The organism is Paenibacillus terrisolis, assembly GCF_056171975.1.
Genome location: NZ_JBKFGG010000004.1, coordinates 16086 through 41360 on the forward strand (window position 1 = coordinate 16086; position 25275 = coordinate 41360).

General features: G+C 51.5%; 24 protein-coding genes. 1 reads left to right on the forward strand and 23 read right to left on the reverse strand.

Annotated features, from left to right (window positions below; genetic code table 11):
• Positions 1-5 precede the first annotated feature (5 nt).
• The 12 genes from ACI48K_RS04170 to ACI48K_RS04225 form a co-directional block, all read right to left on the reverse strand.
• The gene (locus ACI48K_RS04170) at positions 6-572 is read right to left on the reverse strand and encodes a histidine phosphatase family protein (protein ID WP_475026203.1); all 567 of its coding nucleotides are present in this window, start codon (positions 570-572) and stop codon (positions 6-8) included.
• Positions 569-865, reverse strand: a complete 297-nt coding sequence (locus ACI48K_RS04175) for a hypothetical protein (RefSeq protein ID WP_475026369.1) — start codon at positions 863-865, stop codon at positions 569-571. Before ACI48K_RS04175 ends, ACI48K_RS04170 begins: the two co-directional genes overlap by 4 nt.
• 37 nt (positions 866-902) lie before the next feature.
• Positions 903-1535, reverse strand: coding sequence for a class I SAM-dependent methyltransferase (locus tag ACI48K_RS04180; protein ID WP_475026204.1), 633 nt, complete (start codon positions 1533-1535; stop codon positions 903-905).
• A gap of 62 nt (positions 1536-1597) precedes the next feature.
• The gene (locus ACI48K_RS04185; RefSeq protein WP_475026370.1) at positions 1598-2104 is read right to left on the reverse strand and encodes a GNAT family N-acetyltransferase; all 507 of its coding nucleotides are present in this window, start codon (positions 2102-2104) and stop codon (positions 1598-1600) included.
• Positions 2105-2262: 158 nt separating this feature from the next.
• Positions 2263-2820, reverse strand: coding sequence for an ATP-binding protein (locus tag ACI48K_RS04190; RefSeq protein ID WP_475026205.1), 558 nt, complete (start codon positions 2818-2820; stop codon positions 2263-2265).
• A gap of 126 nt (positions 2821-2946) precedes the next feature.
• Positions 2947-3693 carry a type I methionyl aminopeptidase gene (map, locus tag ACI48K_RS04195; RefSeq protein WP_475026206.1) on the reverse strand — a complete coding sequence of 249 codons (747 nt, stop codon included), beginning with the start codon at positions 3691-3693 and terminating at the stop codon, positions 2947-2949.
• A 211-nt stretch (positions 3694-3904) separates the two neighbouring features.
• Complete coding sequence (locus tag ACI48K_RS04200; protein WP_475026207.1) at positions 3905-4192, reverse strand: stage VI sporulation protein F; 288 nt, start codon at positions 4190-4192, stop codon at positions 3905-3907.
• Between the two features lie 132 nt (positions 4193-4324).
• On the reverse strand, positions 4325-5170 hold the full coding sequence (locus tag ACI48K_RS04205) for a MurR/RpiR family transcriptional regulator (RefSeq protein WP_475026208.1): 846 nt from the start codon (positions 5168-5170) through the stop codon (positions 4325-4327).
• Positions 5171-5398: 228 nt separating this feature from the next.
• Positions 5399-7444, reverse strand: a complete 2046-nt coding sequence (gene recG, locus ACI48K_RS04210; RefSeq protein WP_475026209.1) for an ATP-dependent DNA helicase RecG — start codon at positions 7442-7444, stop codon at positions 5399-5401.
• Between the two features lie 44 nt (positions 7445-7488).
• Positions 7489-8361: a DegV family protein gene (locus ACI48K_RS04215; RefSeq protein WP_475026210.1), complete on the reverse strand. Its 873-nt coding sequence runs from the start codon at positions 8359-8361 to the stop codon at positions 7489-7491.
• Positions 8362-8408: 47 nt separating this feature from the next.
• Positions 8409-10187 (reverse strand): DAK2 domain-containing protein, encoded by a 1779-nt coding sequence (locus tag ACI48K_RS04220; RefSeq protein WP_475026211.1) that lies wholly within the window; start codon positions 10185-10187, stop codon positions 8409-8411.
• A gap of 15 nt (positions 10188-10202) precedes the next feature.
• Positions 10203-10562 (reverse strand): Asp23/Gls24 family envelope stress response protein, encoded by a 360-nt coding sequence (locus ACI48K_RS04225; RefSeq protein ID WP_475026212.1) that lies wholly within the window; start codon positions 10560-10562, stop codon positions 10203-10205.
• Positions 10563-10860: 298 nt separating this feature from the next.
• On the opposite strand from ACI48K_RS04225, the gene rpmB reads away from it, so the two are divergent.
• Positions 10861-11049: a 50S ribosomal protein L28 gene (gene rpmB / locus ACI48K_RS04230; RefSeq protein WP_068781907.1), complete on the forward strand. Its 189-nt coding sequence runs from the start codon at positions 10861-10863 to the stop codon at positions 11047-11049.
• 187 nt (positions 11050-11236) lie between these two features.
• On the opposite strand, the gene spoVM is transcribed toward rpmB, so the two are convergent.
• The 11 genes from spoVM to def all read right to left on the reverse strand — a co-directional run bounded on the left by spoVM (position 11237) and on the right by def (position 25268).
• Positions 11237-11317 (reverse strand): stage V sporulation protein SpoVM, encoded by an 81-nt coding sequence (spoVM, locus tag ACI48K_RS04235; RefSeq protein ID WP_036621610.1) that lies wholly within the window; start codon positions 11315-11317, stop codon positions 11237-11239.
• Positions 11318-11455: 138 nt separating this feature from the next.
• On the reverse strand, positions 11456-12127 hold the full coding sequence (gene rpe, locus ACI48K_RS04240) for a ribulose-phosphate 3-epimerase (RefSeq protein ID WP_475026214.1): 672 nt from the start codon (positions 12125-12127) through the stop codon (positions 11456-11458).
• Positions 12128-12132: 5 nt separating this feature from the next.
• Positions 12133-13041, reverse strand: a complete 909-nt coding sequence (gene rsgA, locus ACI48K_RS04245) for a ribosome small subunit-dependent GTPase A (RefSeq protein WP_475026215.1) — start codon at positions 13039-13041, stop codon at positions 12133-12135.
• Between the two features lie 26 nt (positions 13042-13067).
• Entirely contained in the window at positions 13068-15206 is a 2139-nt protein-coding gene (pknB, locus tag ACI48K_RS04250) for a Stk1 family PASTA domain-containing Ser/Thr kinase (RefSeq protein WP_475026216.1), read from the reverse strand.
• Positions 15203-15976 carry a Stp1/IreP family PP2C-type Ser/Thr phosphatase gene (locus ACI48K_RS04255; protein ID WP_475026217.1) on the reverse strand — a complete coding sequence of 258 codons (774 nt, stop codon included), beginning with the start codon at positions 15974-15976 and terminating at the stop codon, positions 15203-15205. Before ACI48K_RS04255 ends, pknB begins: the two co-directional genes overlap by 4 nt.
• 6 nt (positions 15977-15982) lie before the next feature.
• Positions 15983-17029 (reverse strand): dual-specificity RNA methyltransferase RlmN, encoded by a 1047-nt coding sequence (gene rlmN, locus ACI48K_RS04260; RefSeq protein ID WP_475026219.1) that lies wholly within the window; start codon positions 17027-17029, stop codon positions 15983-15985.
• Between the two features lie 314 nt (positions 17030-17343).
• Positions 17344-19860, reverse strand: a complete 2517-nt coding sequence (locus ACI48K_RS04265) for a DUF5704 domain-containing protein (RefSeq protein WP_475026220.1) — start codon at positions 19858-19860, stop codon at positions 17344-17346.
• 824 nt (positions 19861-20684) lie between these two features.
• A complete protein-coding gene (locus ACI48K_RS04270; RefSeq protein ID WP_475026221.1) occupies positions 20685-21998 on the reverse strand; it encodes an S-layer homology domain-containing protein in 1314 nt (437 codons plus the stop codon).
• A 273-nt stretch (positions 21999-22271) separates the two neighbouring features.
• Entirely contained in the window at positions 22272-23816 is a 1545-nt protein-coding gene (rsmB, locus tag ACI48K_RS04275) for a 16S rRNA (cytosine(967)-C(5))-methyltransferase RsmB (RefSeq protein WP_475026223.1), read from the reverse strand.
• Complete coding sequence (fmt, locus tag ACI48K_RS04280) at positions 23813-24766, reverse strand: methionyl-tRNA formyltransferase (RefSeq protein ID WP_475026224.1); 954 nt, start codon at positions 24764-24766, stop codon at positions 23813-23815. The genes rsmB and fmt overlap by 4 nt, the downstream gene beginning before the upstream one ends.
• A 7-nt stretch (positions 24767-24773) precedes the next feature.
• Entirely contained in the window at positions 24774-25268 is a 495-nt protein-coding gene (gene def / locus ACI48K_RS04285; protein ID WP_475026225.1) for a peptide deformylase, read from the reverse strand.
• Between the last annotated feature and the right edge of the window lie 7 nt (positions 25269-25275).

The following is a 25275-nucleotide window of genomic DNA, read 5'->3' on the forward strand; positions in this document are numbered from 1 at the left end:
GACGATTAAACCTCCCACAGCCGTTCCACCCGCTCCAATCGGCCATTGTCAAACTCCAGCTTGTAAACATCCGGCTTTGAGGTCGTAAGCCAAAAATCATATCCATACCGGGAATCAAAATAGTTCAGCATCAACGTCATGATATTTCCGTGCGTCCCGATGGCGATTTTCTTACCCGCGTGCTTTTCAAGGATTGCCTTTAATTCCGGGATAGCTCTTTCCGTTGCGGCATTGCCGGACTCGCCGCCCGGCGGCGCATAATCCGGGTCAGCAAACATTTGTTGCAGAGCCAGCCAAAAATCATGATCGGGAAGATCCGCTTCGGCAAATTGCCGTTCCCGCAGATTTTCGAACAACTCAATGTCAAGGCCTCGTTTACGGGCATAGTCCTCCACCGTTTTTACGGCGCGGACATATGGGCTGGAGGCAACCACATCAATATTTTCCCGGATCAGGATCTCCGTCACCTTCTCCACATCGCGGCTCCCTTTATCCGATAACCCTCTGCACCTTTCTTCGCCGGATATATAGGGGGATTCGGCATGCCTTACAAAATAAACGACAGTCCTCATCGCGCCGCCTCCCGCTCCTCCCATTCTTCTCTCAGAACGCCCATGCGGATCGAATCGTAATAAACGCCGTTATAAAATCTGCATTTGCGCATTCGTGTTCCGATTATTTCACGATCCCGTTCAATGATAAGCCTTTGCACCGGATCAACGGCTTCAGCAAACCAGGCGAGCATCTCCTCACGGTACTCTTCAAAAGTGATCTCGTCCATCGGGAAATAGGGTGAATCCCAATTTCTCCACTCCGTCTCCCCAAAAATCAACCGATATAACGGCGCCAAATCTTCTTCGGTCATACTTCTAAGAAGCACCTTTTCTCCTTGCAAAACAACCTTATGATTCAAAATCGCTTTCGCCTCCGCTTTTTCCCGGCTTGGCCCATATCACGTGGATCATATCCAGCCAGTGGCTCTCGGCATTCACAATCTCCATGCCCGATTCCCGTATGAGCCCCAGAATGTTCCGGGTGTGATGGCATCCGTAAGTCCTATACAGCAGCGGATCAAGTACTTTCTGAACGGCGGAAACCGGAAAATGCGAACTGATTCCATGTTCCATGAGCAGGATCGCTCCATTCGGCTTGCACCACCGCTTGATTTTTCGAAGCATTCCGAGCGGGTCAACATAACTGCATAATGAAAGAGTTGAAACAATCGTGTCAAAAGATCCTTCACCAAAATCCATGCCTTCAATATCCGAACAAATCAGCTTGGCATCGAAAAGATGTTGCTTGGCTCTTTGTCCGGCTTTCTCAATCATTGCCGAACTGAAATCGACGGCAGTCACTTGTACTCCCGGAGGGTAAAATGGAAAGTTGGCTCCCGCTCCGACAGCCAGCTCAAGCACCTCGCCTTTAGCCGAACCTATCAACTGTTGACGCCAAAACCTTTGTTTTGCACCCTCCCGGTTTTTATCGTAGTAATCGGCTTGTCTGTCGAATTTGCTCACTCGCGCCTCTTTCTCCAACAGCCTCCCCCCTCTCCGTACAGCGGATAAATAATGGTTACCTGCGTGTTTCCTCGATACTTTCATGATAGATTGATCCAATATCTCCGGGTTATTCCCCCGTTCTCTTCCGCAAAATCGGCGTCACGGACTCCGCCGTTTTTAACAATGACTTTCTCCGAAGCGATATTATCGGAATCGCAGGTGACCAGAACCTTTTCAATTCCCAGTTCGGCCGTCTTTGCCAAGGACAACTCAAGCAGTTTCGTAGCGTATCCTTTTTTTCTCTCCGAGGGACGAATGCCGTAACCGATGTGTCCGCCAACGTTTAGCAAATACTCCGTCAATCGGTGTCTGATGTTGCTGGCACCCAAAATCCGGTTGCTTCCATCCGCTAACCAAAATGTGGAACTGGGAATCCAGCCTTCCTTTAGACCGATTCCGCGTGCGTTGTCTTCAAAAAACCGCAGCAGTTCCGAAAAAGGTTCAGGTTCCCTGCTGATTACCCAAGGAACCATGTTTTCGCCCGAATTTTTCCATTCCGCATAAAATGATAAATATTCGTTTTTCAAATCGGGGCAAGGTTTCATTAATACTAACCGGTTCAATGCAATCACCTTCTTGTTGAATTTCCGTTTCAGAACGTTTTGTGGCTAAACAAAAGCCCCGGCGGTCGCTTCCTTACCTCAAGCCGGGGCATGTTGTCTCATTCGTTATGGTAGTGCTTAGTTCTTCCAACCATTTTGCATTAACGCTCTGACGATTCCATCGTCTCCAATACTCGTTTAACACGTTCATCGACGCTCGCTCGAACATCGTTTTCAATTCTTAGTACGGGGCATTCCAACTTCGCCATCCAAGCTTCATGCATGGCCCTGCTGCGCATATCGGGCCCGCCTTCGTCATACATGGACGCCCATTCGATAAACTGCAGACTGGCCTCATATCGATTTCCGCCAACCTCGGCCTCTTTGCCATAGCGGATTTTCTCCCTTGCTTTAATCCGCTCGATCCGAACATCCCGGGGAATCCATAGAAATACAACCAAGTCAAACCAAGGAATAAAACGATCCCCCCACCCGCATAAGGATCCGGACAAAATCCATTCGTTGTTGGCTTTAAGGTCGCTTTTCAGCAATTCGACGCGTTCCTGCTCGTCTCTCTTCGCCGTAAAAGGAACTTCCGTCGGCAGCCAAAAATAATGATCCGTATCAAAATGCGCCCTGCCCAACTTGTCGGATAAGGCATTTCCGAGCGTCGTTGTTCCGGAACCCGAGGCGCCCAATATATGAATTCGGTTTATCATTTCTCGTCCCGCCTTCTATCGACAGCTTCTCGCAAACTATGGTTAAATTCTCCATTAAGCCCCAAAACACCTGCTAAGGCAATAAAACGGCCGGCCAAGTATAGAATAAACTAACAATCTTGAAGCTTAATGAGCCGTCAAAATCAATGGACCGTCCGAAGTCATTGCGATGGTATGTTCATACTGGGCCGACAGTTTCCCATCCGCCGTGCGCGCCGTCCACCGGTCTTCATCGATCATAATGCGAAAAGTGCCTTCGTTAATCATCGGTTCAATGGTGAAAACCATGCCTTCCTTCAAGCGAATGCCTTTACCGGCCACCCCGATATGTTCGTAGCTCGGCTCTTCATGCAAGCTTCTTCCGATTCCGTGGGCCAGCAAATCCCGCACCACCGAAAAGCCGCTCGCCTCCGCATGCCGTTGAATCGCCGAAGTCACGTCGCCGAGATGATTACCGGGTAAAGCTTGCGCGATTCCTTTATCGAGGCATTCTTTGGTGACTCTCATCAGCTTGGAGGCTTTCTCGCCGATTTCGCCTATCGCATAACACCAGCATGAATCACCAAACCAACCGTCATATTCCGCTACAATGTCAAGTTTGAGCAAATCCCCCTCCTGGAGGGGACGGGCTGACGGAAATCCATGCGCAATTACGTCGTTGACCGATGTGCAGGTCTCTGCGGGAAACCCGTTGTATCCTTTGGTAAACTGCTTGCCGCCCAACTTGATGATATGCCGCGCGACAAAATCGTTGATCTCAAGCGTGGTGATGCCGGGCTCGATGATTTTGGCCGCTTCCCTATGACAGTCGGCAACGATTTGGCCGGCGGTTTTCATTTCTTCGATTTCTTTCGGTGATTTCAAAATAATCATTTCTAGGCCTCCTTAAGCCTCCGCCGGATTGGCGCTGATTTGAAAGGCTTGTCCAAAATCCGTGCCTGCAGGCACGCAGCAAAAAATGGTGAATCCAAAAGAAGCTATCATGACGCACACCCGAAGGTTAGGACCGCTGACCGCCAATCTACCAGCGGCCCCACCCCAAGAATGCCTTGAACTATACCATCACCTTATGGAAACCTTGCGCTTATCGGAACATTCCCCACAACCTCAGCAGATGGAGAGTATTGCGCGGGTCGATTCTCTGATCGAGCACAAACTGCACGATTTGCTCTTCCTGGGCGCCGGTCAGATGCTCGCCAAGAATCGAAGCAGCCGACTTGACAAGCCGGCGAACCTTAACGCGATCCTGCAGATCGGCTTTCGTTAAGCCGTTCACCAGGCCTTTGATCCGATCCTTAGTTGCCGGGTTCTTAAGTTTTTGCTTGACCCGTTCCACCAGTTGCGGACTGATGCCATATTGATAGAAACTCAACGCCGTATTGCACCTCCCGTCGATTCCGGAACTTCATAGCTAATATATGACGGAGAGGCTGTACATAGTGCGGTTAAATACGTAGGACGAGCAAAAAATGCCTCACGGCGTGTGTATCTATTTCGTATGCAGCTACTTTAAGAATGACACGGCCTCATGCGTTTGTCCCAGCTTTTTGATCGTTTCCTCATATTGAGTGGAGGCGTACGCAATGAATAAAATATCGACGACGACCAGTTGAGCCAGCCGTGAACCGGTGGCCCCGCTGCGCAGCGTGGCTTCGGGAGCCTGTGGCGAATACAACATCACATCGGCCAGCTCCGCCACTTTATGGTTGCCAAATCTGGATAAACCAATCGTGCGGACTCCAAAATGTTTGGCAACCCGAAACAGCTGCACCACCTCTTTCGTATTGCCGCTATAGGAAACGCCCAAAAACAGCGCGTCCGGCGGAGCGCTCGCTAACGCAGCGGCGACCAAATGCTCGTCCTGCAGCGCAGAAGCCTGCTTGCCAAGGCTCAGCCACTTCTGAGCGGCATCGGCGGCCACGATCGCGGAAGCGCCTATCCCGTACATGTAGATAACCGGAGCCTTGCGAATGCTTTCGATCACCCGATGGATCGTGTCCGGCTGCAAATGAAGCAAAGTATCTTGGATCGCCTGGAGACTGTTGGACACCGTTTTCGAAACAATGCTCTGCAGCGATTCGTCTCGCTCGATATCGTAATAACCCGGCTTCTGAGGTTTCGCGTTGTCGACCGACAATCGAAGCTTCAGATCGGGAAAACCGGTTAAGCCTAAAGAACGGCTAAGGCGGGTAATGGCGGCCGCACTGGTCCCGGCCTTCTCCGCCAGCGTATGAATGCTTAGTGAAGCAACCTCCTCCGATCCGTCCAGAATATATCTGGCGGCTTTACGCTCCGATTCCGGAAGCCGCCCCAAGACAGCCTCCATTTGGGCAAGAATGCTTCCCGTCACTTTTATCCTCCTCATAAGGCCATATCCAAATTATTCTATTGCACAAAATGTGCAAGAACGGACGGATCGAAATCCGTCCATTCGATTTCTATTCTATATATTATGCTTCATCGGCATTTGCTTTGTAAAACCGAAGAGCGTCGGCAAGTTTCGCAAGCCGGACAGAACAAAAAGATGCCTTCCCATTGAGAGACGGGAAGGCATTCAAATATGCTGTTTCTTATGCGGCTAATCGATCAATTCACCTTGCAAAATCTGCTCCCGCTGCAGATACCCCCGCAGCGGTCCGTACTCGGGCGACGTCCAAAAGGACTCGCCCGCCACCAACCCGGCGGCATCGTCCCGCGCCGCCTCCAAAACCGCGAAATCGCTGACCATGTCCGCGATTCGGAATTCCGGCACGCCGCTTTGCTTCGTGCCGAAAAAATCCCCGGGACCGCGCAGCTCCAGGTCCCGTCTGGCCACTTCGAAGCCGTCGTCCGTATCGGTCATGACCTTCATCCGCTCCTGACCGACCTCCGACTTCGGATCGGCGATCAGCACGCAGTACGACGCGTGCTCTCCCCGCCCTACGCGGCCCCGCAGCTGGTGCAGCTGCGACAGGCCAAAGCGGTCCGCGTCCATGACGATCATCAGTGTCGCGTTAGGCACGTCCACGCCGACCTCAACGACGGTCGTCGAAACGAGCAGTTGCACTTCGTTGTCGTAGAACGCGCGCATCACCTCATCCTTTTCGGCCGACGTCATCCGGCCATGCAGCAGGCCGACCCGAAAATCCGGGAACGCCTGCTGCATGGACACATACAGATCAATGGCGTTCTGAACGTCGAGCTTCTCCGATTCCTCGATCAGCGGACAGATCAGGTAAGCCTGGCGTCCCTGCGATACCTCGCGGGAAATGAACCCAAGGACACGGTCCATCATCCCGTGCTTGACCCAATACGTCGAAATCGGCTTTCGTCCTTTTGGCCGTTCCGACAAGGTCGAGACATCCATATCCCCAAAGGCGGTAATGGCCAGCGTCCGCGGAATAGGCGTCGCGGTCATGGTCAGCACATCGGGGTTAAAGCCTTTGCGGCGCAGAATGCTGCGCTGATTCACCCCGAAACGGTGCTGCTCATCCGTAACCACAAGGCTCAGCGCGCGGAAGAACACTTCTTCCTGAATAAGTGCGTGCGTACCGACGACGATATCCGTCAGTCCCATTTGCACCGAAGCCAGGAGATCTTTACGTTTTCGACCGGTCAAGCTGCCCGTCAACAGACCTACCGTGATGCCGAAGGGCTCGAACATGCGGGTCAGCGAGCGGGTATGCTGCTCGGCGAGAATTTCCGTCGGCACCATGAACGCCCCCTGATGACCCGATTTCACCGCCGCATACAGCGCGATTGCCGCGATGACCGTTTTGCCGGAGCCAACGTCTCCCTGCAGCAGGCGGTTCATGCAGAACGGCGAACGCATATCCTGCAAAATCTCGAGCTCGACCTTCTTCTGCGCGTCCGTCAGCTCAAACGGCAGACTGCGGACGAATTCCCGCACCGTCCCGTTATCCACCTCATGGCGGACTCCGTCCATGCGATCATGATTCATCGCCCGATAAGCCTGCAGCTTAAGCTGGAACAGGAACAACTCCTCATAGACCATGCGGCGGCGGGCGTGCTGCCCTTCCTCATTATCCTGCGGCTGGTGAATCCGCAAGATGGCGTGTTTTCTCGGCATCAAATCGTATTTTCGGATCAGCTCCGCCGGAAGATTCTCCGGAATCATCTCTCCGTACTGCAGCAGGGCCTGTCCGATCGTTTTGCGCATCCAGGCCTGCGTGATATTGCCTCCCACCGAATAAACCGGCTGAAGGCTGCCGCTGCGCAGCGTGCCGCGATCCGGAAATTCCGATTCCGACACGGTCAGCTGACTGCGCCGCTGATCCCATTTGCCTGTGAGTACAATCTCGCGCCCGGTGGTTAGCTGGTCCTTCAGAAAATGGCGATTGAACCAGGTTGCCGTGAACATCCAATCCTCCGCAACCATTTTGCAGGTCAGTCTGGATTTTCGGCCATACCGCTGCAGAACGGGCAGCCCCATAATTTTCGCCTGCACGGTCACTTTATCCCCGTCCTTGATCTCCGTCAAAGAACGGATCCGGTAGTCCTCATACCGGAACGGGTAATATTCGATTAGATCGTTCACCGTAAAGATGCCAAAGGCGTGAAGCTCTCCCGTTTTAAGAGCGCTCACGCCGCTGACTTGCCTTACGGGGATTTCATGCAACTCCATAACATAAATCCCTCGCTTTATAGAAATCCGGCCGTTCAACCGGACTATTGTGCCGGCCAAATAAACACGGCCACCGTGCCGGGGCCGACATGCGTGCCCACGACGGCACCGATGCTGTTCCGCACGATTTCATGCAGCGTAAAATGCTCGCGCAAAAGCTCAATCATTTCCTCGGCACCCTCCGGATTTACGCAGTCGCAAACCGCCACGTTGATATCCTTCAACCCGCCGAAATCATTGACGAACAGATCGATGACCCGGGATACCGCTTTTTTGCGGCCTCTTACTTTTTCAACGGCATAAATAATGCCTTCCTGGTCAACCGATAAAATGGGCTTGATATTGAGCAGCGTCCCGAGAATCGCCGCAGCTTTTCCGATTCGCCCGCCTTTTTGCAAATATTCCAGTGAATCTACCAGAAAATAAAGCCTGCGGCTTTTCCCGAGCCGCTCGACCTCGGCCCGAATCTCTTCGGCCGAAGCCCCCCGTTTGGCCATTCTTGCCGCATGAACGACCTGCAGGCCGAAGCCGTAGGTCGCGCACAGGGAATCGATGACCGTAATGTCAACCGGCTCCCCAATCTCGTCCTCCAGCATGGATTTGGCGAGAACGGCCGATTGATACGTACCGCTCATTCCGGAGGAAATGTGAATCGAGACAATCGGCGAGCCGGGATAAGCTTCCAGCAGATTGCGGTAAACTTCCACATACTGTGTCGGAGACGTCTGGGAAGTCGTCGGCAAATCGCGGGAAGCCGCGAGCTTCGCATAGAACTCTTCCGCCGTAATATCGATGCCTTCCAGATAAGATTGCTCGCCGAAGGCAAGCCGCATCGGCACGATATGTATGCCGTATTCCGAAACAAGTTCCTGCGGAACGTCCGCCGTGCTGTCGGCGATAATGACAGCCTGACTCATAGGGATCTCCATCCTTTCATTATCCATCCCATGATCTTCAGGGGATGTCAGGATTCTACCGAGAATAAATAATTATAGATCGGTTGACCGCCGCTGTGAACCTCTACTTCAGCGTCGGGATACTCCGCATGAATCCACGCCACCAGAGCGTCCGTTGTTTCCGCTCCGGCTTCTTCGCCGACCAGAACCGTAACGATTTCATCACCGCGATCGAGCATTTTGGCCAGCAATCCCTGGCAGGTCTCCAAAAGCCCCTCTTCACTGGCGACGATTTTGGAATCGGCGATACCGATATGATTTCCGGCGGTGATCTCCAGATCATCAAAAACCGTGTCGCGGATCGCATAGGTGACTTGTCCCGTTTTGACGCTGTGAACCGCATTTTGCATGTTTTCCTGATTGTTTTCGAAACTGTCTTCTTCCTGAAAAGCAAATGCAGCCGCGATGCCTTGCGGAATGCTCTTGCTCGGAATCACGATCACGCTGCGCTCTCCCTCAAGAAGATCCCGCGCTTGCTGAGCCGCAAGAATAATGTTCGAGTTGTTCGGCAGAACGAAGATATGCTGCGCCGAGATGGAATGAATCGCATTCACGAAGTCCTCCGTGCTCGGATTCATCGTTTGGCCGCCCGAAAGAACCACATCAATGCCAAGACTGGTGAAAATATCGGAAATTCCTTGTCCGGAAGCCACCGCGATAAAACCGTACGGAGCCAGCTCATCGGCCGGGATTTCGGCCGGGTCGGCCTGACGCGCGGTTTCCGCGGGAATATCAGCGAACAGTTCCGGCATCGGAGCCGCATCCATGCCCGCAATGAGCAAATCCCGATGCTGCTCCCGCATGTTCAGGATATGAATTTGCGTGATTTCTCCGTAACGCAGGGCCAGATTCAGAACATCTCCCGGCGTTTTGGAATGGACATGTACTTTAATGATTTCGTCATCCGAAATCACGATGATGGAATCGCCGTTTTGTGACAGCGCTTTCCTAAAGTGATTTTCGTCAAAAACCGTATTTTGGATTTCACCAAGCTTCCGGTTAATGAAAAATTCCATATCATATAAAAATTCGATATCTTCAGTTTCAAGTTTGGCCTGCGCCGAAACCGGAAGGGCGGATGTCACATGCGCATGCGCGGCGGACTCGCGAACCTCAGCCAGCGGCTTCAAAACCGAAGCTTGTCCGTGCGTCTCAGCCGCGTAAACAACGGCACCCGACAAGCTTTCCAAAAATCCTTCGTAAATATAAACGAGTCCCTGGCCCCCGGAATCGACGACCCCTACCTGCTTCAAAACGGGCAGCAGATCCGGCGTCCCCGCTAGAGCTTCTTTCGCCTTGCTCAGAACCTCCGTCATCAGTTCATTGATATCGGTGGTTCTTCTGGCATAATAAACCGCGTGTTTGGCAGCTTCTTTCGCTACCGTCAGGATCGTGCCTTCGACAGGCTTCACCACCGCTTTATAAGCCGTATCCACACCGCTTTGCAAGGCGGCGGCGAATTGAATCGCATTCAATTCATCGTAAGTGGCGGCGTAACGGCCAAACCCCCGGAATAATTGGGATAGAATAACGCCGGAATTTCCACGAGCGCCCATCAGCAGGCCTTTGGATAAAGTTCCCGCTCTGCTGCCTACACCTCCCGCTCCGTACGTTTTCAATTCAGCCACGCCTGCCGTCATCGTCAAATTCATATTCGTACCGGTGTCCCCGTCGGGTACCGGGAATACATTCAGGGAATTGACGTGCTCGGCATGCTGCGAAAGCCGATCCGCACCGGCTAATACCATGGCGGTAAAATCTGCTCCATTCAAAGAACGCTTACTCAATGATAATTCCCCTTCCTAGCTTGATACACGTACGCCTTGGACCGCGATGTTCACATAGGCCACATCGAGTCCGATAATTTGGCTTAAAATATATTTTACTTTTAGCTGAATGTTGTGTGCGACCTCGGAAATTTTCGTGCCGTAACTGACTATGATATAAAGATGAATAGCTAATTTATTGTTATCTAGGCTCACTTCCACACCCCGGGCAAAGTTCTCCCGTCCCAGCAATTCGGCAATGCCGTCCTTTAATTGCTTTCGGCTTGCCATTCCCACCAGTCCATAACATTCCATGGCGGCCGATCCGGCGATAACCGCTATTGCTTCCTCCGAAATATCAATCTGTCCATATTCGGTCTTTAATTCTATAGCCACGCCTGCATTCACTCCTCCCTTGAAATTATTATGGACTAAACAACATTGTACTATAAGAACAAAGAGAAATAAATAAAAGAGTCTTCCCTCGCTCGCAATCCGAATTCTTCCGGAGACACAAAACCATGCTCCCCTTAAAGCGCTCTCATAAATTCGCAAAGGAAGCATGGAATTTGAAACATAAATTCGATTTATGATCGGGATTAATATTCTTGAAGGCTTTCGGTTGACGGGACTTTTTTTACTGTGATATTATATTTAAGTGTTGTTTTATGAGTTGGAACAGGAGGTGTAATAAATGTCTCGCAAATGTTATGTAACTGGCAAAAAGCCAAGCAGCGGTAACCATGTCTCTCACGCTAATAACCGCAATCGTCGCTCTTGGGGCGTAAACGTGCAGAAAGTCCGTATCTTGGTAGACGGCAAACCAAAACGCGTATACGTCAGCACTCGGGCTTTGAAATCCGGTAAACTGACCCGCGTATAATGCCGGGAATAAGCATATAGACAAAAAGCACCTTTATCCGTAGAGGTGCTTTTTTGATGTCTCCTGTTCTGAAGTCTTGCAAGATCAATATCCCCTGACCATTAGTGGAACCATTCGTTCATTCGGCATAAAAGGCGGAGCCCGTGCGCGTCACGCCCTTTCTTTAACAGGCGGCACTGGGCCGCCTTTAATTTTTGTGAAATGTGTTCAGAACGGCTTTCACGAATCCTCCCAAAAACTTAGGCAGCTTGAATGTGTAAAATTTCATCGTTCACCCTCCCCATCAGCTCATACCTTCACCCATATTCTATGTTTCGTTACGTTTCCCCGTGTATTCCTACGGCAAAAAAATAGGCTACATGAGAACCCTGCTCATGTAACCCATTGTATGCGTATATTGAAGAGCCTATGCCTTGGAGACAAGGCTTTCGCGGATTTCGGCGATCGCTTTTCGGCGGTCGGTCTTGCCGAACACGGCGTTTCCGGCGACAAGAACATCCGCCCCGGCTTCGACAACCAGCGGTGCCGTTGCCGCCGAAATTCCCCCATCCACTTCAATTCGTAGATGGGTCAGGCCCAATTGTTCCTTCCATTCTTTTAATTCTCGTATTTTGCGCAAGGTTCCCGGAATAAACGCTTGTCCTCCGAACCCCGGATTCACCGTCATGACCAGCACAAGATCAAGATCCTCCAAAATTTCGCGCACCGCGGACGCAGGTGTTGCCGGATTGAGAGCAACTCCCGCTTTTGCACCCTGCTCTTTGATGAGATGAACAACGCGATGCAGATGAGTGCAGGCTTCCGCGTGAACCGTAATCAGGTGCGCCCCGGCTTTGGCAAAAGCGGGCACGTAAGTTTCCGGTTTCTCAATCATTAAATGAACGTCAAGCGGTAGCTTCGTCAGCGGAGCAATCGCCCCCATAACCAGCGGACCGAAAGTCAGGTTCGGCACGAAATGCCCGTCCATCACGTCAATATGAAGCCAATCGGCGCCGCCGCGTTCCACGTCGGCAACTTCCTCGCCCAATTTGGCAAAGTCCGCGGACAAAATCGACGGCGCAATAAAGATATCATTCATGATGTTTAGTACCTCCGTTTTTTGTCTTTCATCTCTGCATGAAATTGTACGTAATGCTCATACCGGCTTGCGGCAATTTTGCCTTGTTCCGCCGCTTCCCGAACTTTGCATCCCGGTTCGTGCAAATGGCTGCAGTCCTGAAACTTGCAATCCTCCGCATAAGGAATAAATTCCCGGAAGCAGCTTGAAAGTTCCTGGACCCCCAGCTCCAGAAAATCCAGCTGGCTAAAGCCCGGTGTATCCGCGACATAACCGCCGTTATCGAGCCCGATCAGTTCCACATGACGCGTCGTATGGCGTCCTCTACCCAGCTTAAGGCTAATTTCGCTGGTCTCAAGCTCAAGCCCGGGAAGCATCGCATTCAGCAGCGACGATTTTCCCACGCCCGACTGCCCGGAGAAAACGCTGATTTCGCCGGCCAGATACGATTTTACTTCTCCTGTCCCCATCCCGGTGACAGAACTTGTCACGATCACGTCATATCCAATCGATTTGTACAGTTCTCCAACCTCGCCGAGAATTTCCCGGTTTTTCTCCGCGGCGTCTTCCTCCAGCAAATCTTCCTTCGTCAAGCAAATCAATGCCCGCAGTCCCGAATGCTCGATGTGCACCAAAAACTTGTCCAGAAGCTGCAGATTTAAATCCGGCTCCCGCAACGAGAACAACAGCACAGCTAATCTCGCGTTAGCGATGGGCGGCCGAATGAGTTCGGTTTCCCGCGGCAAAATTTCATCCACGGTCCCTTCCCCATTCTCCGTAGGCGAATATACGACATGATCTCCTACAAGCGGAGTGATCCCCTTTTTTTTAAAGATGCCGCGGCCTCGGCACTGGATCAAGTCATCCGGCGCCGAGTCTGTGGGCTTCACGTAATAATAACCGCTTAACGCCTTAACAATTAAGCCTTCCGGCATGCATTAGCCTCGCTTTCCTTTCGCGCTTACTTTCTCTTTCCGCTTTTCTTCCCTGGATTATGGCTATCCACGAAGGCCGTCTTTCCCGAAAAAATCATCCCGGTATCCGGAAGATTGTCCCCAGAGTCCATATCCATCGTGTTTTCGTCCGTTTCTTGCCCGCCTTGGTCAGGAAATCCGGGATCAGGCACGGTTCCTTGCTTGGCATCGATGTACGCTACTTGATAAGTTTGCCACAGCGCTCCGTCACGGTAGACCCTAACGGTTCCGTTTGCGTTTGGCGCTAGAACCAGGTCGACCGCAAGATATTTCGCCTTGCCGACCGGTTCGGTTCCCCACTCCTGATTCTCGCCCTTCGCGTCGTCAAAAACGATGCGGATTTTGCTGGTTTGGCCTTCCGTCGCCGGAAGAACCGGCACTTGATAAGTGTATGTCAGAGCCTCCGGCGGATAACCCGAGCTGATGAACAGTGTCACTTTCTCTCCCGGCGTTACCTTGTCATTTGGAGCATACGGCCACTGTTTTGTGACTTTGCCCGCCTCGATTTCAAAGCTTGGCTCTTCCTTGATTCCATCTTCGGCAAGTACAAGACCCGCCTTCTCAATTTCCGCTTCGGCTTCAGCCTGCGTCTTGTTGACCAGATTCGGCATCAGCACTTCCTCCGGCCCCTTGCTGACTTTCAGCACAATTTGCACCGCAGCGGGATCATAGTCCGACCCGGCTACAGGATCCTGGCTGATAACTTGGCCTTCTTCCTCGTCGTTGTTTTCCTCCGTTTTGGTGATCTGATCCTGATTGATTCCGTGCGCCACCAATTGCTCAACCGCATCATCATAAGAAAGCGTGGTGACCGAAGGCATCTTTTCCAGCGGTTTTGCCGTACTCACCGTAATATTCAACGTCGAACCCTCTTTGACCATCGTGCCTTCCGGCTTATCCTGCTCATAAACTATGCCTTCATTGACGCCTTCTTTGTAACTCCGGGCAACATCGCCTACGACAATTCCGGCGGCGGTAATTTTCGTGATCGCTTCCTGCTCGGACAGATTGATAACGCCCGGCACCTTCACGTCATGAACGGTAACAAGATTGGTTACGTACCAAGCCACACCCGCCAAAGCGAGCAGTACGACGAGCGTCAAACTGATCCAAAGCGCCGCTTTCCCTTTTGCTTTCTTTTTGGGTGCGCCGCGCTCCTCGGAAGCCTGGTTATCCCCCCGCTGGCTATCTCGCGACAATTTCGACATGTTTCCGCCCTGAATGTTTTGCGGTTTGATCGCCGGCACGACCCGAGTGCTGTCTTCATCGATTTCATCCATAAAGGCCACTTTGGATTCCGTGCGTCTTTCCGGGAGCAGGCAGGTTTCGAGATCTCGCAGCATTTCTTTCGCCGATTGGTATCTTTCATCCGGATTTTTACGCATCGATTTTAAAATAATATTTTCTACGCTTTGCGGGATCATCGGATTTACCATGCGCGGCTCGTCGAAATGCTCCTGCAAATGTTTAAGAGCGACGCTAATAGGGCTCTCTCCAAGAAATGGAAGACGGCCCGTAAGCATTTGATAGAGTACGATTCCCAAAGAATACAAATCGGACTTCTCCCCGGTTGTTACACCCTTGGCATGCTCCGGAGAAAAATAATGTACGGAGCCAACAACGGCTCCCGTTTGGGTAATGGTGGAAGAAGTAACCGCGCGGGCAATCCCGAAATCGGTCACTTTTACGCGTCCATTGCGCCCGATCAATATGTTATGAGGTTTAATATCGCGATGAATAATCTGGTTATGATGGGCATGATCCAGCGCATCGGCAATTTGCGACGCAATGCGAACCGCCTCTTCTACCTGAAGAGGAGCCCGCTCTTTAATAATCTCGTTTAAGTTTTGGCCTTCCACGTATTCCATAACGATATAATGAACATCGTCCTCTTGTCCCACATCGTATACGCTGACGATGTTCGGATGCGACAAAGAAGCGGCCGATTGCGCTTCCCGGCGGAAGCGCCGAATAAATTCCTCGTCATTCACAAATTGTTGGCGCAGCACTTTAATGGCCACGTTGCGGTTCAGCAAAATATCCTGCGCTTTGTACACCAGCGCCATTCCGCCTCCGCCAATCCGTTCGATAATTTGATAACGACCGCCCAATTCGTGTCCGATCATGAAATCCACTCCTTTTTACCTGACCCGCCGTCTTCTTCGTATTCCAGCAATGCAATGCTGATATTATCGTCGCCTCCCGCAAGAAGCGCCAATCGAAGCATCCGGTCTGCACGGTCCTCGAGGTCAAGACCTTCCGATCCCAGCGTTTGGGTCATTTGTTCCGGTGTTACGTAATTGCTGAGTCCATCGCTGCATAACATCAGGATCTCGCCGGGCTCCAAAGAAACGGGATTCATATCCACCGCGACCTGAGCGTCGGTTCCGAGTGCACGGGTTACGACGTTGCGATGCGGGTGGAAACTCGCTTCTTCTTCGCTGATCTGCTTGTTTTTCAAAAGCTCATTGACCAGTGAATGGTCGTCGGTGAGTTGTATTATCTTCCCTTGCCGGAATACATAAGCCCGGCTGTCCCCAATATGGCCGATGATTCCTTCCCGGCCGTTCATCAAAACGGCGACGACCGTCGTTCCCATGTTGTGGTACTCCTCATGTTCCCCGGCTTCCTTGTAGACGATCTCATTTGCATGAAGAATCGCTTTTTTCAATTCTTCGCCAAAAGCTTGTACGGTCAACCCCGCAGGAAGTTCAGCCAAATCATGCGTCACCGTCTCCACCGTCAAGCGGCTGGCAATGTCACCAGCCTGATGGCCGCCCATTCCGTCGGCTACGATCCCTAGGGTGTACCCCTGCTCCAGACGATCCACCCGAATACAATCCTCGTTGACCGAGCGAACTCGTCCAACATCACTGACATAAACCGTTTTTAACACATTCGATCACCTCGCACCAGACTCCATATGCTTCGCCCGCAGTTGCCCGCAGGCAGCCGCAATATCATGGCCTTGCTCCCGGCGGATCGTCACGTTCACGCCGTGATCCGCCAATATGCGTTGAAACTGGAAAATATCATTTCTTGAGGTTCTTACGTACTTGCGCTCCGGCACATAGTTTACCGGAATCAAATTTACATGGCAAAGCATATTCTTGAGCACGCCCGCCAACTCCTCGGCATGCTCGGGTTGATCGTTTACCCCGCCGATAAGGGCGTATTCGAAGGTCACGCGGCGCCCGGTTTTAGCGATATAATACCGGAGCGCTTCCATCACGTCATCAAACGGAAACCGCCGGTTAACCGGCATCAGCTTCGAGCGCAGCGCATCGTTTGGCGCATGAATCGAGATTGCCAGATTGATTTGGGTATCTTCATCGGCAAACTTGTAAATGTTCGGGACAATACCGCTCGTTGATACAGTAATATGCCGTTGTCCAATGTTCAAGCCCTTTTCATGAATCATAATTCGTAAAAATTTCATCGTCGCTTCGTAATTTTCGAATGGCTCGCCCGTGCCCATGATAACGATGCTGCTTACCCGCTCGTCGCGAGCATCAAGGATCTTCTGCGCCTGAACCACTTGGGCAACAATTTCTCCGGGCGTCAGGTTTCGCTTCAAACCGCCAAGCGTCGACGCGCAGAACGTACAGCCTACTTTACACCCGACTTGGGTCGTAACGCAAATGCTGTTGCCGTAGTTGTGTTTCATGATGACCGTCTCGATCGCATGATCGTCATGCAGACCGAATAGGAACTTCACCGTTCCATCCTTAGATTCGTACTTGGCGATTTCATTCAGCGTGACGAACGCAAACTGGTCGTCCAGCTTTTGCCTCAGCGTTTTCGATAGGTTGGTCATTTCCTCGAAAGAGCTGACGCGTTTCACATACAGCCAATCAAAAATCTGACCGCCGCGAAAAGCGGGTTCTCCCTGCTCCACAGCCCACTGCTGCAGTTCTTCCAAAGAGTAATCGTATATAAAGGGTTTCATTTTCACACACCTGTTCTATTCAATATCGTATGCCCTGCTCTATTCATTCTTCCCATTTTATCATAAATCGCCTGCACACTAAAGGGGAGCGGGCTTGGCGGCATTTGAGCCTATAGCTTTCTCTCAAGCCAGGTCCTTCGGTCGTATTTTCGGGAGCCAATTCGATCGGCATTCGATTCTATTAAATTTTTAACCAAGGACTATTGTACCGCTAGATCGCAGGATACACAAAATAACCTCAAAAAATCTTCCGCTATGTTGAAAAATCCGAGCCAGAGCCTTTTCAGGCCTGGGCTCGGATTTTCTGAGCGAGCTCAATGCGTGACCATCGGATGAAAATCATCCCGGCTGGAACGCTTCGCGTCGTAAAATGCGACATCGCCGTCATCCAGTAAAAAACTTCGTCCATAGGGATCAGTCACACTTTGGTCAAAACCTTCCATTTCCCGCCACTGGTTCATCAACGGGGCACGGATATACTGCAAATAAGGCTGATTGGTTTTACCGTCGCGGACCGTCTCGATATTAAAGTTCACGACAATGTACCCGTCCTTCAGAAAAACCTCCGACTTGTCCGTCAATCCGCCATGGGTCCGCCCGTATTCGGCCACATTGGTTCCGGCCTTGACCACATAAGGATCCGCGGGCAAGCTGTATTCCCCGTACCACTTCTGCACGGCGGCACTTGCTCTGGCCGGATCAACACCAGACGGCAGTCCGCTTTGCGGCCCAATCAGCGTGCGAAGATCGGCAGGCAACCGAAGCAAGCGGAACCCGCCTACCGGCGTCTTTTCCCTGGTCATCTTTTTGATGAAATTTTGTACAAATTGCGTCCTGCCGATCCCGGCGATCTGGTCAAAAGTATAGTCGTGATCGTATTTATAAAGCGCAGTATCCGTCAGTTCCCGAACCGGAACATTACGCAGCCGGTCGTTTAAAATGACATATCGCTGAACCCTGTCGCTTGGGGAGCCGATTTTCACATAACTTTGGCTGCCGGCATGGTAATAAAGATCCACCGGTGTTCGGGTACTATTCTTGGCGCTAATAAAATCGAACGAAGGCGTGATCACGATTTGATCCTGGGGCCCGAACATATTTCCTTTTGTCTTCAAATCAAATTTGAAATGGTAGCCGGTTTTGATCACCGCGTTTTTGTACAACGGATGGCTTCCGGGCCGGATCGGCAGCGTATATTGCGACGTGTTTCCCCTGGGTGCTCCGTCGATTCCGTTCAAGCCTACCCAGTAGGAAGTTCCGGTCGGAGCCGTGTTGCCGGAACCGGTTCGAAATACCGTTTCCCAATTGTAATCGGCAATATCGGTCACCCGGAAATCGTAGACCCGTCCAATGGCGTCGACGGGAACCGTATCAAAGGCAATATGGTTCGTCCAATCAAAATTCGCGTTGGTCTGTTTGGTCGCGCCAGAAGGAGCATTGTGCGCAATCGTTCGAAACTCCACGTCGTAAAACCCTTCATCCACCCACACCGGCAAATAAAATCCAAACGATTCTTGGGTTTTATTTACCTCGATCCAGGTATTCTTCGGATGAAATACAGTTTTCGTAACGTCATATACGTCAAAGGGAAAGCGAACCTGCTTGCTGCCGATGTACTTCAGGTAATCTCGATTCCCGTATCCAAGGTAATTGTTGTGCTGACCGCTGTTCGGCATTTCTACGGTAAAGGGCCTGTCAAGAATAATGGCGGAACGCCCCCCCGCAGGATTCGTTTTCTGGTTATGCGCCTTATCATCGGATACGGCGGGATAAATGACGACAGGCGTGTGCACCGTTACGGGATTTATCCCGTATATAGGAAAATTACGATCTGCACCCCCGTTAATATTTCCGCTCATAATCCCGTACAAAATCGTTCCGTCGCTGGGCTCGTTGGCGCTGTTTACTTTAGTCATCGGAATGATATGCCCGGGGCTGTAAAGAACGTTCTCATTAATCGACGGCGCCACGGGGATTCTTGATGGAGTCGGCCCGGACTCATCCGTCTCCGCTCCGTTCATGATCGTATTGCTGTTAAAGGTTAACGTGTCGTTCTTGACTTTAATCTTGTTAACGGCGTCTTGAGCAAAAGATTCCAAGTCCTCCGCCTGAGGATCAGGCGGCTCCTTGCCGCCCCGCATGCTCCCGGAGGGAGCTTCTACCGGATTGGGAAAGGTTGGCGCTGTATACCCGCCGGATTGGTTGACCGTATAGGTAGGAGGCGCGTAGCCACTTGGTTGAATATGAATGGAGTTCCCTTCAAACGCATAATTCTCCAGCGCGGCCTCGTTGATTCGGTACACCTCCAAATTGTCGATCACCCAATAAGAGTAAGGTCTTTCGATGGTGTAGGAATGCGTGACCAATTCGGACTTGTGCTGGGGATCCGGCTCCATATGCGTTTTCCCGTCTTTATCAGTTACTTCTTTTCCCGGATCCCAGGTCAGTTCATAGGTTCGGTTCACCGTAACCTCAAAAGTACAGATCCCTTTCATTTCAACGAATTTATTTTGGGATAAATAACTCTTGGCAAGCACATTCCCGTACAAGCTTTCCGTAGTAGGTATCCCGTCCAGGACGTCAAACCGCTCCTTTCCGCGGCTGTCCGCTTTGATTACCGCACTGACACCGGGATCATTTAAAGGAACTTCCATCACGTTTCCGCTGGGCGCCGGCTCAGTACAGCCGGGATCTCCGCCCCCAGGTTCGTCCGGATCGCCAGGGTCTGTCGTAGATCCGTCATCCGGTTTGTAATAGACCTTCATCTTGTCCGGGTACTGATACGTATAGGACGTAAGAATAAACCAGTTCGAGTTCAAGTAATACATCATGGCTGCGTTGCCGCCTGCGGGAAGGGGGACTTTGATTCCTTCATGATCATAGGTTTGTATGTAATGCACTTCTACTTCGTCAAGACTTTTGACTATGAGACTTCCAATTTTGGTTGTCGGATCAACTACTCCAATTCCATCTGGGTATTTAACATTATCCCTTCCTATTTCAACCGCAACGTTAATCCCATCTTGTGTTTTATTTAATTGTTTCAAAAGCTGAAGGTCATCGTCAATAACACCAGTCTTAAAGTTCCCACTATAGTAATTTCTGTTCATATATGCTTTTGTACGTATTGAAGTAACAGGTATGTCCACTTTGACACCCGGATACAAATCGGCACCATTTGCATCTTTTGGAATATTGAACTGATTTAATATAGTATAGGTTCCACTACCAGGCGTCCATTTTATAGCATTTGCTGAGCGCTGCCAAGCAAAAAATCCACCAAACTCCATTTTATTTTGATCGGTTGAAACTTGTACCTGTTCTCCAACTAATTTTACTTTTTCGTCTATTGTTCGCCTACCTACGTTGATAGTTTTGATAACATTACTATCCAAAAAGAACTCAATTTTTGTAATTATATTTCCCGCACCTGCATCTTCCTTGATTCTAGGCTCCATCGTTTTGAATTTAGTAAAAACCGATCCGGGAATGTCAAGTCGATTATCCTCACTTAGGCTGTAAGGAATTCCTTTTTCCGGCATACTTTGCTCTCCTGGAGCAGCTTTAGCTGTTCCTAATATGGATGTTAAAGGAAGCAAAAGAAAACTGGAAAGTAGGATTGCCGGAATATTTCTTTTGAACAATTTTCATCACCTTACTTTTGTTTTATGTAAGGGCCATTAACTCTTAATAATGTGTTTATTTGGTAACCGTAGTGGGTTTGAACAGGTGTATAGATGTTTATTTCAATAGGGTGAATTCCTTGAGTCCAGCCCGTTTTAGGTAATAAATACCCTTTTATATCACCAAACTTTTCATGGAAGATAGATCCCAATCCATTTAACTTTCCTTTATTAAATGCATCTTGGTCTGAAGATACAATCCCATCAATACTATAAGAAGGACCATTGGGTTCAGGATAATATAAATTTGTATCTTTATTATAAATTTCCTGTCCTTTGAACATAAGAAAATAACTTGGCGGTAGCTTAGTAACTTGCATATATTTAGTTGGAATATTGTTTACCATCGAAGGAAAGTACATCCACTTCACTTCCTCCAATGGCGGAAGCAGCTTTAAATTCGGGTCGTGGGGGTCTTCGAGGTCGATGGCGATCAACGCTTCCAGTTCACCCTTGTATTTGCCGTTTCCCGGGTCGACCACCATCTTGTCTTTGCGCCAAAGTTCTTCGATCGGTTTGCCCTGCAGCTGCTCTTCGCTGGTGACAAAAACCTCCGGCATGACCGTGAAAATATTCGTACCGTGCCAAGCCAGCTCGGCACTGGATACGGCGTATTTATCCACCGGCAGCTTGCCGCCGGCTTTTACCGTCAAAATCCGCTCAACAATGGTTACGGCTTGCGCCCGGGTGGTTGTTTTGTCCTCGCCAAGCTCACCTTGACCGAGGCCGGTGATCAGACCTTTTTTTGCTGCGAGATACATCCATTTGCTGTTGTCGTTCGTGGTTTCCCCCGCAGCCCTGGCCGAGATACGCCCCATTTCCCCTCGCGTGATGTTTTGGGCCCACTGTTTCTCCTCGTTGGCAAAATCGGAAACGTTATAGAAGCCTTGTTCCTGCGCCGCGGCTGCATAAGACACATACCACGCCCCATTAGCTTCAGCCACAGAAATTCCAAGCGCACTCACGACCATTTTAATGAACTCACTGCGGCTGATCGGCTGATCCGGCTTGAATAGATCCCCCGGATAACCGGTTACATACCCTTTACTCACAGCCGTTCGGATTGCAGCACTGGCCCAATGGTTTGGCTTCACATCGGTAAAGCCGGCATTTTCCTTGTCCGCGATTATTGGAGTAATCGTGTTCCCTCCGTTATCCTTGGCATTCTCCTCGGCCGCCACACGAGCAGGCATAATCACCGCTGTCGAAGCGGAATAAGCAGCGCCGATCATAACCGAAAATAGCATTACTCCGCCGATACCGGCTGCCATCCATTTTTTCATCATTCTTGCGCTCCTATCTGATTTGGTTTTACAACCCTTTGCCATTTACCGGCAAAATATGTATCTCCACACATTCGCCTTTTTCCGTTAAATGACCTCCTTTCTTATTACTAAATTGATAATAAAAGTAAAATCAGGCAAATAAAAAAACACACCTTGCCATCGAATAACGATGATAAGGTGTGCTTCACCTGCCCCCATTATATTACACAAATTTCCATCCGTAAACGCCCAAAACGAAAATGTTTCAGCATTCAGCACAGAGGGGAGCCGTTCCTAAATGATTTGCCGCTTTACCAGCCGTGCGATATAAAATCCGTCCGAATGGTAATCCTGCGGCAAAAGCTGCAGTCCAACGTCTTCCCAGACTTGTGCTGCCCTCAAGGCCTCGCTCCAGCCGCCGGACGGATCTCCGGCCAACTCAAATTCCTGGTGCCGGCTTACAAACTGCTTCACCATCTCCGCATTTTCCCGCGGTTCAATCGTGCAGGTGCTGTAGACCAATACGCCTCCGGGCTTCAGCAAACCGCAGACCGCATCCAGCAGTTCATGCTGTACGCCGGAAATTTCAGAAATATCCCCAGGCGTCTTAGCCCATTTCAAATCGGGTTTCCGGCGGATCACGCCAAGCCCCGAGCAAGGCGCATCGAGCAGAATTCGGTCAAAAGATTCCGGCTCGAACCGCTCGCCCAGCTTCATGGCGTCTCCCGACAAAGTGCGTATATTGGCAAGCCCCAAACGTTCGGCGTGGTCCTCGATCAATTTGCCCTTGTGCGGATGAATGTCGTTCGACACCACCTCGCCGGTTCCCCCCATCTTCTCGGCGATATGGCATGTCTTTCCGCCGGGAGCGGCGCAGCAGTCCAGCACGGCCATTCCGGGCTTCGGATCCACCGCGTCGGCCACCAGCATCGAGCTTTCGTCCTGAACGGACAGGAGACCGTCGCGATACCAGGGCGTAAGCGCCATATTCCCGCCGCTATGTACGATAATCCCGTCCGGCGAAATTTCCGAAGGCGCCGCTTTCAGCCCCTGCTCCTCCATCAACCGCAGCATCTCTTCCCGGCTGACCCGGGAACGATTGATCCGTACGCTGACCGAAGGAGGTTCGTTGTTGGCCCGGCAAATCGCTTCCGCCACCGGCTCGCCGAATTGTTCGATCCAGCGGGAGACCATCCATTCCGGATGGGAATGTTCCAGGGCAATCCGGCTAACGGCCGGCAAATCGGCTGGAATTCGAAGCTCGTCCTTCCGCCGCAGCACGCTGCGAAGAACCCCGTTCACCATACCGGAAATTCCTTGATGTCCCCGCTTTTTGGCAATGTTGACCGCTTCGTTCACCGCCGCATGCGGCGGAATCCGGTCCAGATAATGCAGTTGGTAAAAGCTCATGCGCAGCAGGTTCCGAACCCATGGCTGCAGTTTGGCCAGTCCTTTGGAAACAAAGGGCTCCAGCAGATAATCGATCGTGTTGAGCCGAGAAATCGTTCCGTAGACAAGCTCGGTTGCCAGACCCGCATCCGGTCCGGTTAAACCCGATTTTTGCAGCGCTCCGTTCAGCAGCAGATTGCTGTAAGCTCCTTCCTGCTCAACCGCGGTCAAGACCTGCAACGCGGTATTCCGTGCCGAAGGTTTTGCCGCCGGCGCCGACCCTTGAACCGATCCGGCTTTCGAACCCGGATTGCCAACGCGGGAAGAACGTTCCACTTTGGGGCCGTCTGTTACTCGTTTACCGTCTGTTACTCGTTTGTCGTCCGATCCTCTTTGGGTGCGCCGGCCGCCTTGATCCCCCCGAGCGCCGCCATTTTGCACACGGTTCATGACAATACCGTCCCTTTTTTCATAACGCCGCCGCGAATGAATTCAGCGGCAGTCATCGTTTTTTTGCCGGCGGGCTGAACCTGGGTCAGCCAAACGGAGCCGTCTCCCGTCTTGACCTCAATCCCGTTCGCCGACAAATCCAGCACCGTCCCGGGGGCTTGTCCCGCCGCCGCGCCGGACGAGGCTTCTGGACCATCCGCGGGTTTGGCGACCGCCCAGACTTTGAACACCTCGCCGTTCCACGTCGTAAACCCGCCGGAAAACGGCACCAGCCCCCGCACCCGGTTAAAAATATCCCGCGACGAAGCCGTCCAATCGATCTGCTCATCATCCCGCGTCAGGTTGGGCGCATAGGTCGAATCCGCGTCGTTTTGCGGAATTCTCGCCGCCGTCCCGGCCAAAATCAAGGGCAACTGCTCGATCAACAAGCGGGCGCCGGCCTGACTCAGTTTTTCAAAAACCGTACCCGAGGTATCCTCATCCTCGATCGGAACCACCGTGTTGGCGATCATGTCGCCGGTATCCAGTCCTTCCGCCATATACATCAGCGTGATTCCGGTTTCTTTCTCGCCGCCTATGATCGAGCGCTGAATCGGAGCGCCGCCCCGATATTTCGGCAAAAGCGAGCCGTGAACGTTCAGGCAGCCATACTGCGGGAGCTCAAGCACGCCCTTCGGCAGAATTTGGCCGTATGCGGCGGTCACAATAAGATCGGGCTGCAGCACCGCCAATTCGGCGACGGCTTCAGGAGCCCGCATCCGTCCCGGCTGCAGCACGGGAATACCATGCCGCAGCGCCGCTTCTTTAACCGGGGTCGGGGTCAAAATTTTCTTGCGTCCCTGCGGACGGTCCGGCTGCGTCACGACGCCCACGACGTTGTAACCTTCACGCAGCAGAGCCTCCAGGGAAGGAACTGCAAATTCCGGAGTTCCCATAAAAACGAGATTCATCAAAAGATCACTCCTTTTCTTCCTCTTCGCCTTCTCCTTCGGGAGGAATTTCGTACACTCTTTCCGCGATGTCCGTGTAAAGCACGCCGTTCAAATGATCGATTTCGTGCTGAAAAGCTCTTGCAAGAAGCTCGGATCCGGTATAAGTCACTTCATTTCCGTTCCGGTCCAGCCCCTTGACCGTCACCGTCATCGCGCGGCGTACATCCCCACGCAGTCCCGGGATGCTGAGGCAGCCTTCAGGACCAAACTGCTCGCCCTCCGTAGAGACGATTTCAGGATTGATCAGCTCGATCAATCCGTTTTCGTCGCCGACGTCAACCACGATAGCCCGTTTCAGAATGCCCACCTGGGGCGCGGCCAAACCTACGCCGTCTGCGTCATACATCGTATCCGCCATGTCGGTGAGCAGCTTCTGCACGTTTGGCGTAATTTTCTTGACTTCCTTCGCTACCTGGTGCAGCACCTCATCGGGTTCATGAACAATAATGCGAATTGCCATCTATTTA

Coding starts and splice junctions, on each gene's coding strand:
- ACI48K_RS04170 (WP_475026203.1), bottom strand. CDS start 572: ATGAGGACTGTCGTTTATTTTGTAAGGCATGCCGAATCCCCCTATATA.
- ACI48K_RS04175 (WP_475026369.1), bottom strand. CDS start 865: ATGACCGAAGAAGATTTGGCGCCGTTATATCGGTTGATTTTTGGGGAG.
- ACI48K_RS04185 (WP_475026370.1), bottom strand. CDS start 2,104: ATGAAACCTTGCCCCGATTTGAAAAACGAATATTTATCATTTTATGCG.
- ACI48K_RS04190 (WP_475026205.1), bottom strand. CDS start 2,820: ATGATAAACCGAATTCATATATTGGGCGCCTCGGGTTCCGGAACAACG.
- map (WP_475026206.1), bottom strand. CDS start 3,693: ATGATTATTTTGAAATCACCGAAAGAAATCGAAGAAATGAAAACCGCC.
- recG (WP_475026209.1), bottom strand. CDS start 7,444: ATGGAGTTGCATGAAATCCCCGTAAGGCAAGTCAGCGGCGTGAGCGCT.
- ACI48K_RS04215 (WP_475026210.1), bottom strand. CDS start 8,361: ATGAGTCAGGCTGTCATTATCGCCGACAGCACGGCGGACGTTCCGCAG.
- rpmB (WP_068781907.1), top strand. CDS start 10,861: ATGTCTCGCAAATGTTATGTAACTGGCAAAAAGCCAAGCAGCGGTAAC.
- spoVM (WP_036621610.1), bottom strand. CDS start 11,317: ATGAAATTTTACACATTCAAGCTGCCTAAGTTTTTGGGAGGATTCGTG.
- rpe (WP_475026214.1), bottom strand. CDS start 12,127: ATGAATGATATCTTTATTGCGCCGTCGATTTTGTCCGCGGACTTTGCC.
- rsgA (WP_475026215.1), bottom strand. CDS start 13,041: ATGCCGGAAGGCTTAATTGTTAAGGCGTTAAGCGGTTATTATTACGTG.
- pknB (WP_475026216.1), bottom strand. CDS start 15,206: ATGATCGGACACGAATTGGGCGGTCGTTATCAAATTATCGAACGGATT.
- rlmN (WP_475026219.1), bottom strand. CDS start 17,029: ATGAAACCCTTTATATACGATTACTCTTTGGAAGAACTGCAGCAGTGG.
- ACI48K_RS04265 (WP_475026220.1), bottom strand. CDS start 19,860: ATGATGTATTACTTGAACTCGAACTGGTTTATTCTTACGTCCTATACG.
- ACI48K_RS04270 (WP_475026221.1), bottom strand. CDS start 21,998: ATGATGAAAAAATGGATGGCAGCCGGTATCGGCGGAGTAATGCTATTT.
- rsmB (WP_475026223.1), bottom strand. CDS start 23,816: ATGAACCGTGTGCAAAATGGCGGCGCTCGGGGGGATCAAGGCGGCCGG.
- fmt (WP_475026224.1), bottom strand. CDS start 24,766: ATGAATCTCGTTTTTATGGGAACTCCGGAATTTGCAGTTCCTTCCCTG.
- def (WP_475026225.1), bottom strand. CDS start 25,268: ATGGCAATTCGCATTATTGTTCATGAACCCGATGAGGTGCTGCACCAG.